Below are 16,190 nucleotides of genomic sequence, written 5' to 3'. Positions count from 1 at the left end.
TAAGCCACTGTTTACTAAAGGTAAAATAAAAGCGTTTCTAAAATAGAAATAATAGCCTGTTATCTATTATCCTGGCGTTATTTTAACAGAGAGAAACAAAAAAGAATTTGGTGTTGACGTACCCCTATTCAGCAGTGTGGAATAGAAAAAGTGAACATTAGGTTATTAATTAAACAAAGTAAAAGCCATGCTGATGGTTTTATCGTAAGTATTCCGTTAAATTATGTGATCTACATCACATATTTTCTAAAATCGCCGTCCCGCTCCGTTGTATGTCACGAAGCTGACGAGTAGAGTTGCGTCGAATTAGGAAAAATCTTAGGCATTTGTAAAAATTGATGTAAACGTGTAAGGCGAATCTCAGTGGGAAGCTGCGTTATACGTCACAATGTCCACAATGTCTGAGCGCTGCTATGCATTTGACCTTTTTGCTTCTTTTACCGGGCCTTCCCGGCGACATCACGGGGTGCGGCTACGTCGCACAAAAATAAAGTTGGTTATTCTGGATGGGAACAATGCATACATCCGAGTTGCTAAAACACATTTATGACATCAATTTGTCATATTTACTCCTTGCACAGCGTTTGATCGTCCAGGACAAAGCATCTGCGATGTTCCGCCTCGGTATCAACGAAGAGATGGCAAACACACTGGGCGCGTTGACCCTGCCGCAGATGGTCAAACTGGCGGAGACGAACCAGTTAGTTTGTCATTTCCGGTTTGACGATCATCAGACGATCACCCGTTTGACTCAGGATTCGCGCGTCGATGATTTACAGCAGATTCACACAGGTATCATGCTTTCAACGCGTCTGCTCAATGAAGTGGACGATACGGCGCGTAAGAAAAGGGCATGATAATGAGTGAAAAAAGCATTGTTCAGGAAGCTCGCGATATCCAGTTGGCGATGGAGTTGATTAATCTTGGCGCTCGTCTACAAATGCTGGAAAGCGAAACACAGCTCAGCCGTGGTCGCCTCATCAGGCTGTACAAAGAATTACGCGGTAGCCCGCCGCCTAAAGGGATGCTGCCATTTTCGACAGACTGGTTTATGACCTGGGAGCAAAATATTCATGCCTCCATGTTCTGCAACGCCTGGCAATTTTTACTGAAGACCGGCTTATGCAGCGGTGTGGATGCGGTGATTAAAGCTTATCGGCTTTATCTTGAGCAGTGTCCGCAACCGCCTGAAGGGCCGTTGTTGGCGCTGACTCGCGCATGGACGCTGGTGCGTTTTGTTGAAAGTGGGTTGCTTGAATTGTCGAGCTGTAACTGCTGCGGTGGGAACTTTATTACCCATGCGCATCAGCCCGTGGGCAGCTTTGCGTGTAGTTTATGCCAGCCGCCATCCCGCGCAGTAAAAAGACGTAAACTTTCCCGAGATGCTGCCGATATTATTCCACAACTGCTGGATGAACAGATCGAACAGGCTGTTTAACCGAAACGGTGTGGACAAACACTCCAGCAGCGGTAAGTCATTACCGCTGCTTTTTTTTGCCTTGCCTTCGCGTTAATCGCCCGACTGCGCATCCTGTCATAGTCAACAGCGGAAGGATGATGTCGTGCTTATCTTATTAGGTTACCTGGTGGTTATCGGTACAGTTTTCGGCGGTTATGTCATGACCGGCGGACACCTTGGGGCACTCTATCAACCTGCTGAACTGGTCATCATTGGCGGCGCGGGGATAGGGGCGTTCATTGTCGGCAACAACGGGAAGGCCATCAAAGGCACGATGAAAGCGATCCCGTTGTTATTTCGTCGTTCGAAATACACGAAATCTATGTACATGGATTTGCTGGCGTTGCTCTATCGCCTGATGGCCAAATCACGCCAGCAGGGGATGTTCTCCCTTGAACGCGATATTGAAAATCCGAAAGAGAGTGAAATCTTCGCCAGTTATCCGCGTATTCTGGCCGATGCGGTAATGCTTGATTTTATTGTCGATTATCTGCGCCTGATCATCAGCGGCAACATGAATACGTTCGAAATTGAAGCGTTGATGGATGAAGAGATTGAAACCCATGAAAGCGAGGCGGAAGTCCCGGCCAACAGTCTGGCGATGGTGGGGGATTCGCTGCCTGCCTTTGGTATCGTCGCGGCGGTAATGGGGGTGGTTCACGCTCTGGCTTCAGCCGATCGTCCGGCAGCGGAGTTGGGGGCGCTGATTGCCCATGCCATGGTAGGTACGTTCCTCGGTATTTTACTGGCTTATGGATTCATTTCACCGTTAGCGACCGTTTTGCGCCAGAAGAGCGCCGAAACCACCAAAATGATGCAGTGCGTAAAAATTACACTGCTGTCTAATCTGAACGGCTATGCGCCGCCGATTGCCGTGGAATTTGGTCGTAAAACGCTTTATTCCAGTGAGCGTCCATCGTTTATTGAGTTGGAAGAACACGTTCGCGCAGTGAGAAACCCAAACCAGCAGCAGACGACTGAGGAAGCATGAAAAATCAGGCTCATCCCATTGTCGTCGTAAAACGCCGCAGGCACAAACCGCACGGCGGCGGGGCGCACGGTTCCTGGAAAATTGCCTACGCCGATTTTATGACGGCGATGATGGCTTTTTTTCTGGTGATGTGGCTGATTTCCATCTCCAGCCCTAAAGAATTAATTCAGATTGCCGAATATTTTCGTACGCCGTTGGCCACCGCGGTAACGGGGGGAAATCGGATTGCCAATAGCGAGAGCCCGATACCAGGCGGCGGCGATGATTACACCCAACAGCAGGGTGAAGTGGAAAAGCAGCCGAATATCGACGAGCTGAAAAAACGGATGGAGCAGAGTCGCTTAAACAAACTGCGCGGCGATCTGGATCAGCTGATCGAATCCGATCCCAAACTGCGCGCGTTACGTCCGCATCTGAAAATTGATTTGGTTCAGGAGGGGTTGCGCATCCAGATTATCGACAGCCAGAACCGCCCGATGTTTAAAACCGGCAGCGCCGAAGTTGAGCCGTATATGCGCGATATCCTGCGTGCGATTGCGCCAGTGTTAAACGGTATACCTAATCGCATTAGCCTGGCCGGCCATACCGATGACTTTCCCTACGCGAACGGCGAAAAAGGCTATAGCAACTGGGAGTTATCCGCCGATCGCGCCAATGCTTCGCGTCGCGAACTGGTCGCTGGCGGGCTGGATAACGGAAAAGTATTACGGGTGGTTGGCATGGCCGCCACGATGCGGTTGAGCGATCGCGGTCCTGATGACGCCATCAACCGTCGTATAAGCCTGCTGGTGTTAAACAAACAGGCGGAACAGGCCATTTTGCATGAAAACGCTGAAAGCCAGAATGAGCCGGTAAGTGTATTACAACAGCCTGCGGCAGCCCCGCCGGCAAGCGTACCCACATCGCCAAAAGCGGAACCGAGGTGATAGCGTGAGCATGGATATTAGCGATTTTTATCAGACATTTTTTGATGAAGCTGACGAGCTGTTGGCTGATATGGAGCAGCATCTGCTGGATTTGGTGCCGGAATCCCCGGACGCTGAACAACTGAACGCCATTTTTCGCGCGGCGCACTCCATTAAAGGCGGCGCGGGCACATTCGGCTTCACTATTCTGCAGGAAACCACGCATTTAATGGAAAACCTGCTGGATGAAGCCCGACGCGGTGAAATGCAGCTCAATACCGACATTATCAACCTGTTTTTGGAAACGAAAGATATTATGCAGGAACAGCTCGACGCCTATAAAAACTCCGAAGAGCCGGATGCCGCAAGCTTCGAATATATCTGCAATGCGCTACGCCAGTTGGCGCTGGAGGCGAAAGGCGAAACCACGCCGGCGGTCGTAGAAACCGCGGCACTAAGCGCGGCGATCCAGGAAGAGAGCGTAGCCGAAACCGAATCGCCTCGTGACGAGAGTAAACTGCGCATTGTACTTTCACGGTTGAAAGCCAATGAGGTCGATCTGCTTGAAGAAGAGTTGGGCAATCTGGCTACTCTGACGGATGTCGTTAAGGGGGCGGATTCACTGTCGGCAACTCTGGATGGCAGCGTCGCGGAAGATGACATTGTCGCGGTGCTCTGTTTTGTCATCGAGGCCGATCAGATCGCTTTTGAAAAAGTGGTCACCGCGCCGGTTGAAAAAGCGCAAGAGAAAACCGAGGTAGCACCGGTAGCGTCTCCGGCAGTCGTTGCGCCAGCCGCCAAAAGCGCGGCCCATGAACATCATGCGGGGCGTGAAAAACCTGCGCGTGAACGCGAGTCCACCAGCATTCGCGTGGCGGTAGAGAAAGTGGATCAGCTCATAAACCTGGTCGGCGAGTTAGTGATTACCCAGTCAATGTTGGCCCAGCGTTCTAACGAGCTGGACCCGGTAAACCACGGCGATCTCATTACCAGTATGGGGCAGTTACAACGTAACGCCCGCGACTTACAAGAGTCGGTGATGTCGATTCGCATGATGCCTATGGAGTATGTCTTCAGCCGTTTCCCGCGTCTGGTACGCGATTTAGCGGGCAAACTGGGCAAGCAGGTAGAGTTGACGCTGGTGGGGAGTTCCACTGAACTTGATAAAAGCCTGATCGAACGCATTATCGACCCGCTGACGCACCTGGTGCGCAACAGTCTCGACCACGGGATTGAAATGCCGGAAAAACGCCTTGAGGCGGGGAAAAATGTTGTCGGCAATCTGATCCTTTCCGCAGAACATCAGGGCGGGAATATTTGTATTGAAGTGACCGATGACGGCGCGGGGCTTAACCGTGAGCGTATCCTGGCGAAGGCCATGTCGCAGGGGATGGCGGTGAATGAAAACATGACCGACGATGAAGTAGGCATGTTGATCTTCGCGCCGGGATTCTCAACTGCGGAACAGGTCACGGATGTCTCCGGTCGCGGCGTTGGCATGGATGTGGTGAAACGTAACATTCAGGAGATGGGCGGTCACGTTGAGATCCAGTCAAAGCAAGGCTCCGGCACCACGATTCGTATTCTGCTGCCGCTGACGCTGGCCATCCTCGATGGGATGTCGGTTCGCGTGGCGGGGGAAGTTTTTATCCTGCCGTTGAATGCGGTGATGGAGTCGCTGCAACCGCGTGAAGAGGATCTTCATCCGCTGGCGGGCGGCGAACGGGTTCTGGAAGTTCGCGGCGAGTATTTGCCGCTGGTCGAATTGTGGAAAGTGTTTGACGTGGACGGGGCGAAAACCGAAGCCACGCAGGGCATTGTTGTGATCCTGCAAAGCGCGGGACGCCGTTACGCGCTGCTGGTCGATCAGCTCATCGGTCAGCACCAGGTGGTGGTCAAAAATCTGGAAAGCAATTATCGCAAGGTACCGGGGATTTCCGCCGCGACGATCCTGGGCGACGGCAGCGTCGCGCTGATTGTTGATGTTTCCGCATTGCAGGGTTTAAACCGCGAACAACGTATGGCGATCACAGCCGCCTGATTGAGTGAGAAGGGAATAATATGACCGGTATGAGTAATGTAAGCAAACTGGCCGGCGAGCCGTCAGGTCAGGAATTCCTGGTGTTTACACTGGGAAATGAAGAGTACGGCATCGATATCCTGAAAGTGCAGGAGATCCGTGGCTATGACCAGGTGACGCGTATCGCCAATACACCGGCCTTTATAAAAGGGGTGACTAACCTGCGCGGCGTGATTGTACCCATTGTCGATCTGCGCGTGAAATTCTGCGAAGGCGACGTTGAGTATGATGACAATACGGTAGTGATCGTACTGAATCTGGGGCAACGCGTCGTCGGGATAGTGGTAGACGGCGTGTCTGACGTACTGTCGTTAACGGCGGAACAGATCCGTCCGGCGCCAGAATTTGCCGTGACCTTGTCAACAGAATATTTGACGGGATTGGGTGCGCTCGGCGAGCGTATGCTGATTCTGGTGAATATCGAAAAACTGCTTAACAGCGAAGAGATGGCGCTGCTGGATATCGCAGCATCACACGTCGCGTAATAACGTTGCCGGATGGCGTCGCGCCATCCGGCAATATTCACCGTTATGCTTCCACCAACGGTGAGAGTGCCTCTTCACCGCCCGCGCCCAGCCCCTGCATTTTGCGCTGACATCGTCGCTGCGACGCTGTTATTGTCAATATCGTCTTCCGGAACAGCGTATTTCCTTTTTGCAAAAGTAAAGTTATCACCGCAGGTGCCGATAACGTTGATAACTCGTTATCAGGAAGGTGCCTTATGTTTAACCGTATCCGCGTTGTCACAATGCTGATGATGGTGCTGGGGGTTTTCGCACTGCTACAGCTTGTTTCCGGTGGTTTGCTGTTTTCTTCATTACAGCATAACCAGCAAGGTTTTGTTATTTCTAACGAATTACGCCAGCAACAAAGCGAACTCACGTCGACATGGGACTTAATGCTGCAAACGCGTATTAACCTGAGCCGCTCCGCCGCACGCATGATGATGGACGCTTCTAACCAGCAGAGCAGCGCCAAAACGGATTTACTCCAGAATGCAAAAACGACCCTCGCACAGGCGGCGGCGCACTACGCCAATTTCAAAAACATGACGCCATTGCCAGCGATGGCGGAGGCCAGCGCGAACGTCGATGAAAAATATCAGCGCTATCAGGCCGCATTAGCCGAACTTATTCAGTTTCTGGACAATGGCAATATGGATGCCTACTTCGCCCAGCCAACCCAGGGAATGCAAAACGCGTTGGGCGAGGCGCTGGGCAATTACGCCCGGGTGAGCGAAAACCTGTACCGCCAGACATTTGATCAAAGCGCTCATGACTACCGTTTTGCGCAATGGCAACTGGGGGTTCTTGCGGTCGTGCTGGTGCTGATTTTGATGGTGGTTTGGTTCGGCATTCGTCATGCCCTGCTTAACCCATTAGCGCGAGTGATTACTCATATCCGTGAAATTGCCAGCGGCGACCTGACGAAAACGCTCACCGTCTCAGGGCGTAATGAAATTGGCGAACTGGCGGGAACGGTTGAACATATGCAACGCTCGCTGATTGACACCGTGACACAGGTTCGCGAAGGTTCGGATGCGATTTATTCCGGCACCAGTGAAATTGCCGCCGGTAATACCGACCTCTCTTCCCGTACCGAACAGCAGGCCTCCGCTCTGGAGGAGACGGCTGCCAGCATGGAACAACTGACGGCCACCGTGAAGCAAAACGCCGATAACGCCCGTCAGGCTTCGCAACTGGCGCAAAGCGCCTCCGAGACCGCGCGTCATGGCGGCAAAGTGGTCGACGGCGTGGTAAACACCATGCACGAAATTGCCGACAGTTCGAAAAAAATCGCTGACATTATCAGCGTTATCGACGGTATTGCTTTCCAGACAAACATTCTGGCGCTGAACGCGGCGGTAGAAGCGGCGCGCGCGGGAGAGCAGGGGCGCGGTTTTGCGGTCGTGGCAGGCGAGGTGCGTAATCTGGCCAGCCGCAGCGCCCAGGCGGCGAAAGAAATAAAAGCGTTGATTGAAGATTCCGTCTCGCGTGTCGATACCGGTTCAGTGCTGGTGGAAAGCGCCGGGGAAACCATGACTGACATCGTCAATGCCGTTACGCGCGTCACGGATATCATGGGCGAAATCGCCTCCGCTTCGGATGAGCAAAGCCGGGGTATCGATCAGGTCGCTTTGGCCGTTTCCGAAATGGATCGCGTAACGCAACAGAACGCCTCGCTGGTTCAGGAGTCCGCAGCGGCCGCCGCCGCGCTGGAAGAGCAGGCCAGCCGTCTGACCCAGGCGGTATCGGCTTTCCGCCTGGCATCGCGACCGCTGGCGGTAAATAAGCCTGAGATGCGTTTGTCAGCGGACGCTCAGTCCGGCAATACGCCACGGCCCTTAGCCGCCGGGGATGATGCGAACTGGGAAACCTTCTGATCGACGTGCGCTGTGTGCTGTCGGTTATCGATTAATTTGCGAACCCGCCGATCCCTTTCGTCTGGTTCGCATAGATAAAAGCAAAAAATGTGTAATACGGGAAGCATGGCGCTGCCGCAGGGCGCGCCCGTTGTATTTTGAATGTGATTAAGAAGGCGCTATGACATCATCTCTGCCCTCCGGGCAAACGTCAGTATTGTTACAGATGACACAGCGCCTCGCGCTGTCCGACGCGCATTTTCGTCGGATATGTCAATTAATCTACCAGCGCGCAGGGATCGTGCTGGCCGACCATAAGCGGGATATGGTTTATAACCGCCTGGTCCGTCGGCTGCGTACCCTGGGACTGGATGATTTTGGCCGTTATCTCAGTATGCTGGAGGCTAATCAAAACAGCGCTGAGTGGCAGGCTTTTATCAACGCTCTGACTACCAACCTGACCGCTTTTTTTCGCGAGGCGCACCATTTTCCCATCCTTGCGGAACATGCGCGTCGCCGCCACGGCGAGTACCGCGTCTGGAGTGCGGCGGCATCGACAGGAGAAGAACCTTACAGTATCGCCATTACGCTGGCGGATGCGTTGGGGATGGCCCCCGGTCGCTGGAAAGTATTCGCCAGCGATATTGATACTGAAGTGCTGGAAAAAGCGAGAAGCGGTATTTATCGCCTCAGCGAACTGAAAACGTTATCGCCGCAGCAGCTACAACGTTACTTCATGCGCGGTACGGGGCCGCATGAAGGACTGGTGCGCGTGCGTCAGGAACTGGCCAATTATGTTGAATTTTCCTCCGTTAATTTGTTGGAAAAGCAGTACAACGTACCCGGTCCCTTTGACGCGATTTTTTGCCGTAACGTCATGATCTATTTTGATAAAACGACTCAGGAGGACATTCTGCGCCGTTTTGTTCCACTCCTTAAACCTGACGGACTGTTGTTTGCCGGTCACTCAGAAAACTTTAGCAACCTCGTGCGCGAGTTTAGCCTGCGCGGACAGACGGTGTATGCGCTAAGTAAGGATAAAGCATGAGTAAAATCAGGGTATTGTCAGTTGATGATTCCGCGCTAATGCGCCAAATCATGACTGAAATTATTAATAGCCATAGCGATATGGAGATGGTGGCGACTGCGCCGGACCCGTTGGTCGCCAGGGATCTCATCAAAAAATTTAATCCGGACGTATTGACCCTGGACGTTGAGATGCCGCGTATGGACGGCCTCGATTTTCTGGAAAAACTGATGCGCCTGCGACCGATGCCGGTGGTGATGGTCTCTTCGCTGACCGGGAAAGGTTCCGAAGTGACGCTACGGGCGCTGGAGTTGGGGGCCATCGATTTTGTCACCAAACCGCAGCTTGGCATTCGTGAAGGTATGCTGGCGTATAGCGAGATGATTGCCGAAAAAGTGCGTACCGCCGCGCGGGCCCGCATCGCCGCACATAAACCGATGGCGGCCCCGGCAACCTTAAAAGCCGGTCCGCTGCTCAGTTCGGAAAAACTGATTGCTATCGGCGCTTCAACGGGCGGTACTGAAGCTATCCGACATGTGCTGCAACCGCTGCCGCTTTCCAGTCCGGCAGTGATTATTACGCAGCATATGCCGCCTGGCTTTACCCGCTCGTTTGCCGAGCGTCTGAATAAACTCTGTCAAATCAGCGTGAAGGAGGCGGAGGACGGCGAACGCGTATTGCCAGGTCATGCCTACATTGCGCCCGGCGACAAGCATATGGAGCTGGCGCGTAGCGGGGCGAATTATCAAATCAAAATTCATGATGGCCCGCCGGTAAACCGGCATCGGCCTTCCGTGGATGTGCTGTTTCATTCGGTGGCGAAACACGCGGGGCGCAACGCCGTAGGCGTCATTCTTACGGGGATGGGCAACGATGGCGCCGCTGGAATGTTAGCGATGTACCAGGCTGGCGCCTGGACCATTGCGCAAAACGAAGCAAGTTGTGTGGTGTTCGGCATGCCGCGCGAGGCCATCAATATGGGTGGCGTAAGCGAAGTGGTCGATCTTAGCCAGGTAAGCCAGCAGATGCTGGCGAAAATCAGTGCCGGACAGGCGATACGTATTTGAACCAGGAGTAGTATTTTATGGCGGATAAAGAGCTTAAATTTTTGGTTGTGGATGACTTTTCGACCATGCGTCGTATCGTGCGCAACCTCTTAAAAGAGCTTGGATTTAACAATGTGGAAGAGGCCGAAGACGGCGTCGATGCGCTGAACAAGCTCCAGGCGGGCGGCTTTGGTTTTATTATCTCCGACTGGAACATGCCGAACATGGATGGCCTGGAGCTGCTGAAAACCATTCGCGCCGATAGCGCCATGTCGGCGTTACCCGTGTTGATGGTCACGGCGGAAGCCAAAAAAGAGAATATTATCGCCGCCGCACAGGCTGGCGCCAGCGGTTATGTCGTAAAACCGTTCACCGCAGCGACTCTGGAAGAGAAGCTCAACAAAATCTTTGAGAAACTGGGCATGTGAGGATGCGATGATGATGCAACCATCTATCAAGCCTGCTGATGAAGGCTCAGCAGGAGACATCATTGCGCGCATCGGTAGTCTGACCCGAATGCTGCGCGACAGCCTGCGTGAACTGGGGCTGGACCAGGCGATTGCCGAAGCGGCGGAGGCGATCCCTGATGCGCGCGACCGTCTGGATTACGTCGTCCAGATGACGGCGCAGGCGGCGGAACGCGCGCTAAACAGTGTCGAAGCTTCGCAGCCGCATCAGGATGCGATGGAAAAAGAGGCGAAAGCGCTAACCCAACGTTGGGACGAGTGGTTTGACAATCCGATCGAGCTTTCCGACGCCCGTGAACTGGTGACGGATACGCGCCAGTTTCTCAGGGATGTCCCGGGCCATACCAGCTTTACTAACGCGCAACTGCTGGACATCATGATGGCGCAGGATTTCCAGGATCTGACGGGTCAGGTGATCAAACGCATGATGGACGTGATTCAGGAGATTGAACGCCAGTTGTTAATGGTGCTGCTGGAAAACATCCCGGAACAGAGCGCGCGACCAAAACGCGAGAACGAAAGCTTACTCAACGGCCCGCAGGTGGATACTTCGAAAGCTGGCGTCGTCGCCAGTCAGGATCAGGTGGACGACCTGCTGGACAGTCTTGGATTTTAAGCTTTTTTGACCTGATGGCGCTGCGCTTATCGGGTCCGAATCCGTCAACCCGGCCGGATACGAGACTTTCTTATCGTATCCGGCTATCTCTATTAACGCCATAAACCCCGCCTTTTTTACTGCTTACTCTGCCCATTGGCGTAAAGCGGTTCTGGCATCATTCTCGCTTATCAATCTATCCAGGGTTTGCTGCGTGGCAGAAGAGAGCGACGACGACAAAACAGAAGCCCCCACACCCCACCGACTTGAAAAAGCGCGGGAAGAAGGGCAGATCCCCCGTTCCAGAGAACTGACCTCACTGCTGATATTGCTGGTGGGCGTTTGTATTATTTGGTTCGGCGGCGAGTCGTTAGCGCGGCAACTGGCGGGAATGCTCTCAGCAGGCCTGCACTTCGATCACCGTATGGTGAACGATCCTAACCTGATCCTGGGGCAGATAATTTTGCTGATTAAAGCGGCGATGATGGCGCTGCTACCGCTCATCGCGGGCGTGGTGCTGGTGGCGCTTATCTCGCCGGTTATGCTTGGCGGCCTGATTTTTAGCGGTAAGTCGCTACAGCCAAAATTTTCTAAATTAAACCCGCTACCGGGAATTAAGCGCATGTTTTCGGCGCAAACCGGCGCGGAACTGCTAAAAGCGGTGTTGAAATCCACGCTGGTCGGCTGCGTTACCGGCTTTTATCTCTGGCATCACTGGCCGCAAATGATGCGCCTGATGGCAGAGTCGCCGATCGTCGCAATGGGAAATGCGCTGGATCTGGTTGGACTCTGCGCGTTACTGGTGGTACTGGGCGTGATTCCGATGGTGGGATTTGACGTGTTTTTCCAGATCTTTAGCCACCTGAAAAAATTACGCATGTCGCGGCAGGACATTCGCGACGAATTTAAAGAGAGCGAAGGCGATCCGCATGTTAAGGGCAAAATTCGCCAGATGCAACGTGCCGCCGCGCAGCGCCGCATGATGGAAGATGTGCCGAAAGCGGACGTCATCGTCACTAACCCGACACACTATTCCGTGGCGCTGCAGTATGACGAAAACAAAATGAGCGCGCCGAAAGTGGTTGCGAAGGGGGCTGGATTAATAGCGCTGCGCATTCGCGAGATCGGCGCTGAACATCGGGTTCCCACTTTAGAAGCGCCGCCGCTGGCGCGGGCATTATATCGCCACGCCGAAATTGGTCAGCAAATTCCCGGGCAGTTATATGCTGCCGTTGCGGAAGTGTTGGCCTGGGTCTGGCAGCTTAAACGCTGGCGGCTTGCGGGCGGGCAACGTCCTCCACAACCTGAGAACCTTCCGGTGCCAGAAGCGCTGGATTTTATGAACGAGAAGAATACTGATGGCTAATCTGGTCGCGATGCTGCGCCTGCCCAGCAACCTGAAATCGACGCAATGGCAAATTCTTGCCGGGCCGATCCTCATTCTGCTGATTTTGTCGATGATGGTGCTGCCGCTACCTGCTTTTATCCTCGACTTATTGTTTACCTTTAATATTGCGCTATCGATCATGGTGCTGCTGGTAGCGATGTTTACCCAGCGTACTCTGGATTTTGCCGCGTTTCCGACCATTCTGCTGTTTACCACGCTACTGCGTCTGGCGCTTAACGTAGCCTCAACGCGCATTATTTTGATGGAAGGGCATACCGGCGTGGCGGCGGCGGGAAAGGTGGTGGAGGCGTTTGGTCATTTCCTGGTCGGTGGTAACTTCGCGATCGGGATTGTGGTTTTTATCATCCTCGTCATTATCAACTTCATGGTCATCACCAAAGGCGCCGGACGTATTGCCGAAGTCGGCGCGCGCTTTGTGCTGGACGGTATGCCCGGCAAGCAAATGGCGATTGACGCCGATCTTAATGCCGGTCTGATTGGTGAAGACGAGGCCAAAAAACGGCGTTCGGAAGTCACTCAGGAAGCCGATTTCTACGGCTCGATGGACGGGGCAAGTAAATTTGTGCGCGGCGACGCCATCGCCGGTATTCTCATCATGGTCATTAACGTGGTCGGCGGACTGCTGGTCGGCGTATTGCAGCACGGAATGAGCATAGGCAGCGCGGCGGAAAGCTACACCCTGCTGACCATTGGCGACGGCCTGGTCGCCCAGATCCCGGCGCTGGTTATCTCCACGGCGGCGGGCGTCATTGTGACCCGCGTCAGTACCGATCAGGATGTAGGCGAGCAGATGGTTGGCCAACTGTTCAGTAATCCAAGGGTGATGCTGCTGGCGGCGGCGGTGCTGGGGCTGCTTGGCATGGTGCCTGGAATGCCTAACCTGGTATTTTTACTCTTTACCGCCGCTTTGCTCGGCCTGGCATGGTGGCTGCGCGGGCGTGAAGAAAAAGCGCCGGAGGAGCCGCAGCCGGTAAAAATGCCGGAAAATAACTCGGTGGTCGAAGCCACCTGGAATGACGTACAGCTTGAGGATTCACTGGGAATGGAAGTGGGCTACCGCCTGATCCCGATGGTGGATTTTCAACAGGATGGTGAATTGCTCGGACGTATTCGCAGCATTCGTAAAAAATTCGCGCAGGATATGGGGTTCCTGCCGCCGGTGGTCCATATTCGCGACAATATGGATTTACAGCCTGCGCGCTACCGTATTTTGATGAAAGGGGTAGAGATCGGCAGCGGGGACGCCTATCCGGGACGTTGGCTGGCTATTAACCCCGGCACGGCGGCGGGAACGCTACCGGGCGAGAAAACCGTCGATCCAGCTTTTGGCCTTGATGCCATCTGGATTGAAAGCGCCCTGAAAGAGCAGGCGCAAATTCAGGGCTTTACCGTTGTTGAAGCCAGTACCGTTGTGGCGACGCACCTTAACCACTTGATTGGCCAATTCTCCGCCGAACTGTTTGGCCGCCAGGAAGCGCAGCAACTGTTGGATCGTGTCTCTCAGGAGATGCCTAAACTCACGGAGGATCTGGTCCCCGGCGTCGTGACCCTCACGACTTTACACAAAGTCCTGCAAAACTTATTGGCGGAAAAAGTCCCGATTCGCGATATGCGCACCATTCTGGAAACGCTGGCGGAACATGCGCCGTTACAAAGCGATCCGCATGAATTAACCGCCGTGGTACGCGTGGCATTAGGACGAGCGATTACGCAACAGTGGTTCCCCGGTAATGAAGAAGTGCAGGTGATTGGCCTGGATACCGCGCTGGAGCGTTTGCTGCTTCAGGCATTGCAGGGCGGCGGTGGACTTGAGCCGGGGTTGGCGGATCGCCTGCTGGCGCAGACCCAAGAGGCACTTTCTCGCCAGGAGATGCTTGGCGCGCCGCCGGTATTACTGGTTAACCATGCGCTACGTCCATTATTGTCTCGCTTTTTGCGGCGCAGTTTACCGCAGCTGGTGGTGTTGTCGAACCTTGAGCTTTCCGATAACCGTCATATCCGCATGACGGCGACCATTGGAGGAAAATAATGCGTAAATGGCTGGCGTTGTTGCTCTTTCCCCTGACGGTTCAGGCCGCAGGCGAAGGCGCGTGGCAGGATAGCGGTATGGGCGTAACCTTAAATTACCGGGGCGTTTCCGCATCGTCTTCGCCATTGTCGGCGCGTCAGCCGGTTTCCGGTGTGATGACGTTGGTCGCCTGGCGTTATGAACTGAATGGCCCGACCCCCGCGGGCTTACGGGTACGTTTATGTTCCCAGTCCCGTTGCGTAGAACTTGATGGTCAGAGTGGCACGACCCACGGTTTTGCCCATGTTCCCGCAGTCGAGCCGCTCCGCTTTGTCTGGGAAGTCCCCGGCGGCGGCCGGCTTATCCCGGCGTTAAAAGTGCGGAGCAACCAGGTGATTGTGAACTACCGCTAATCGCCCCTTTCTTTGCCAGGTAGCAGACCTGACTCTCTTTTTGAATAAATAGAAACGCCGTTTTATAAAATGGTGAGATAGGTTGCCGGACTCTTTGCGTTTTTGCCATTTACGCTCTGGCAATGGCAGAAACAAAAAGGTTTCCGCCCAGCTTAGCTTTTACTGTAGCGAATCGACTGCGTCGGCGGTAAAACTGCACGCAGCACTGAATTCGACATTACACAGAGGTTAAGCAAATGATGGTTTATCCAGTCAAACACAGTCCGCTATTGCGTCAGCCTGAGCATTTTATCACCAGAGATGAACTAAAAGCCCTGGTGCAAAAGGTGACGCATAACCTGGTCAATATTAAAGATGAGACAGGCGAATTTTTATTGCGACTGGACGACGGACGCGTGATCGATACTAAAGGCTGGGCCGGATGGGAGTGGACGCACGGCGTGGGCCTGTACGGAATGTATCACTATTACCAACAGACCGGTGACCAGACGATGCGTAAGATCATTGATGACTGGTTTGCCGATCGCTTTGCGGAAGGCGCGACGACGAAAAACGTTAATACGATGGCGCCGTTTTTAACGTTGGCGTATCGCTATGAAGAGACGCGTAATCCAGCGTATTTACCGTGGCTGGAAACGTGGGCCGAATGGGCGATGAATGAAATGCCCCGAACCGATCACGGCGGAATGCAGCACATCACGCTGGCGGAGGAAAATCATCAGCAGATGTGGGACGACACGCTAATGATGACGGTGCTGCCGCTGGCGAAAATCGGTAAGCTGTTGAACCGGCCGGAATATGTGGAAGAGGCAACCTATCAGTTCCTGCTACACGTGCAGAATTTGATGGATAAAGAGACGGGGCTGTGGTTCCACGGCTGGAGCTATGACGGTCATCATAACTTCGCTAACGCTCGCTGGGCGCGCGGCAACAGTTGGCTGACCATTGTGATCCCGGATTTTCTTGAACTGCTGGACTTGCCGGAAAACAATGCCGTGCGCCGTTACCTGGTCCAGGTACTGAATGCGCAGATCGCCGCGCTGGCGAAATGTCAGGATGAAAGCGGTTTGTGGCATACGCTGCTTGACGATCCGCACTCTTATCTTGAGGCGTCGGCGACGGCGGGTTTTGCCTACGGTATTCTTAAAGCGGTGCGCAAACGCTATGTCGAACGGCACTATGCGCAGGTGGCGGAAAAAGCTATTCAGGGGATAGTGAAACATATCTCGCCGGAAGGCGAACTGCTGCAAACGTCATTTGGCACTGGCATGGGCCACGATCTCGATTTTTACCGTCATATTCCGTTGACCTCTATGCCTTACGGGCAGGCGATGGCAATGCTGTGTTTGACGGAATATCTGCGTAACTATTTCTGATGTATGCGGATATTCCGGCCGTATCCTTGTCTGATGACGCTTTGCTTATTTGA

General features: G+C 53.7%; 15 protein-coding genes. All 15 read left to right on the top strand.

Going from position 1 to position 16,190, the window contains the following annotated elements; genetic code table 11:
* Nucleotides 1–515 precede the first annotated feature (515 nt).
* The 15 genes from flhD (at nt 516) to bglB (ending at nt 16,137) form a co-directional block, all read left to right on the top strand.
* A complete protein-coding gene (gene flhD / locus NAZ64_RS11440; RefSeq protein ID WP_001518146.1) occupies nt 516–857 on the top strand; it encodes a flagellar transcriptional regulator FlhD in 342 nt (113 codons plus the stop codon).
* Nucleotides 854–1,438, top strand: coding sequence for a flagellar transcriptional regulator FlhC (flhC, locus tag NAZ64_RS11435; RefSeq protein ID WP_000605987.1), 585 nt, complete (start codon nt 854–856; stop codon nt 1,436–1,438). The genes flhD and flhC overlap by 4 nt, the downstream gene beginning before the upstream one ends.
* Nucleotides 1,439–1,562: 124 nt before the next feature.
* Nucleotides 1,563–2,450: a flagellar motor stator protein MotA gene (motA, locus tag NAZ64_RS11430; RefSeq protein ID WP_000906312.1), complete on the top strand. Its 888-nt coding sequence runs from the start codon at nt 1,563–1,565 to the stop codon at nt 2,448–2,450.
* Nucleotides 2,447–3,376 carry a flagellar motor protein MotB gene (gene motB, locus NAZ64_RS11425; protein ID WP_000795653.1) on the top strand — a complete coding sequence of 310 codons (930 nt, stop codon included), beginning with the start codon at nt 2,447–2,449 and terminating at the stop codon, nt 3,374–3,376. Before motA ends, motB begins: the two co-directional genes overlap by 4 nt.
* Before the next feature lie 4 nt (nt 3,377–3,380).
* Nucleotides 3,381–5,396 carry a chemotaxis protein CheA gene (gene cheA / locus NAZ64_RS11420; RefSeq protein WP_000061307.1) on the top strand — a complete coding sequence of 672 codons (2,016 nt, stop codon included), beginning with the start codon at nt 3,381–3,383 and terminating at the stop codon, nt 5,394–5,396.
* 20 nt (nt 5,397–5,416) lie between these two features.
* The gene (gene cheW / locus NAZ64_RS11415) at nt 5,417–5,920 is read left to right on the top strand and encodes a chemotaxis protein CheW (RefSeq protein ID WP_000147295.1); all 504 of its coding nucleotides are present in this window, start codon (nt 5,417–5,419) and stop codon (nt 5,918–5,920) included.
* A gap of 236 nt (nt 5,921–6,156) precedes the next feature.
* Nucleotides 6,157–7,818 carry a methyl-accepting chemotaxis protein II gene (tar, locus tag NAZ64_RS11410; protein ID WP_076166152.1) on the top strand — a complete coding sequence of 554 codons (1,662 nt, stop codon included), beginning with the start codon at nt 6,157–6,159 and terminating at the stop codon, nt 7,816–7,818.
* 160 nt (nt 7,819–7,978) lie between these two features.
* Nucleotides 7,979–8,845: a protein-glutamate O-methyltransferase CheR gene (gene cheR, locus NAZ64_RS11405; RefSeq protein WP_000204370.1), complete on the top strand. Its 867-nt coding sequence runs from the start codon at nt 7,979–7,981 to the stop codon at nt 8,843–8,845.
* The gene (cheB, locus tag NAZ64_RS11400; protein WP_000036389.1) at nt 8,842–9,891 is read left to right on the top strand and encodes a protein-glutamate methylesterase/protein glutamine deamidase; all 1,050 of its coding nucleotides are present in this window, start codon (nt 8,842–8,844) and stop codon (nt 9,889–9,891) included. Before cheR ends, cheB begins: the two co-directional genes overlap by 4 nt.
* A 17-nt stretch (nt 9,892–9,908) precedes the next feature.
* On the top strand, nt 9,909–10,298 hold the full coding sequence (cheY, locus tag NAZ64_RS11395) for a chemotaxis response regulator CheY (protein WP_000763861.1): 390 nt from the start codon (nt 9,909–9,911) through the stop codon (nt 10,296–10,298).
* A 10-nt stretch (nt 10,299–10,308) separates the two neighbouring features.
* Nucleotides 10,309–10,953 carry a protein phosphatase CheZ gene (cheZ, locus tag NAZ64_RS11390; protein ID WP_000983586.1) on the top strand — a complete coding sequence of 215 codons (645 nt, stop codon included), beginning with the start codon at nt 10,309–10,311 and terminating at the stop codon, nt 10,951–10,953.
* 193 nt (nt 10,954–11,146) lie between these two features.
* Nucleotides 11,147–12,298 carry a flagellar biosynthesis protein FlhB gene (gene flhB / locus NAZ64_RS11385; protein ID WP_000797081.1) on the top strand — a complete coding sequence of 384 codons (1,152 nt, stop codon included), beginning with the start codon at nt 11,147–11,149 and terminating at the stop codon, nt 12,296–12,298.
* Nucleotides 12,291–14,369 carry a flagellar biosynthesis protein FlhA gene (flhA, locus tag NAZ64_RS11380; RefSeq protein ID WP_109182823.1) on the top strand — a complete coding sequence of 693 codons (2,079 nt, stop codon included), beginning with the start codon at nt 12,291–12,293 and terminating at the stop codon, nt 14,367–14,369. The genes flhB and flhA overlap by 8 nt, the downstream gene beginning before the upstream one ends.
* A complete protein-coding gene (gene flhE / locus NAZ64_RS11375; RefSeq protein WP_001233619.1) occupies nt 14,369–14,761 on the top strand; it encodes a flagellar protein FlhE in 393 nt (130 codons plus the stop codon). The genes flhA and flhE overlap by 1 nt, the downstream gene beginning before the upstream one ends.
* A 236-nt stretch (nt 14,762–14,997) precedes the next feature.
* Nucleotides 14,998–16,137: a beta-galactosidase BglB gene (gene bglB / locus NAZ64_RS11370; protein WP_483640935.1), complete on the top strand. Its 1,140-nt coding sequence runs from the start codon at nt 14,998–15,000 to the stop codon at nt 16,135–16,137.
* The last annotated feature ends 53 nt before the right edge of the window (nt 16,138–16,190 follow it).

This window comes from Salmonella sp. A1325, from assembly GCF_056991255.1.
The sequence above is the reverse complement of the archived record's forward strand: the minus strand, read 5'-3'. Positions and strand labels throughout refer to the sequence as shown.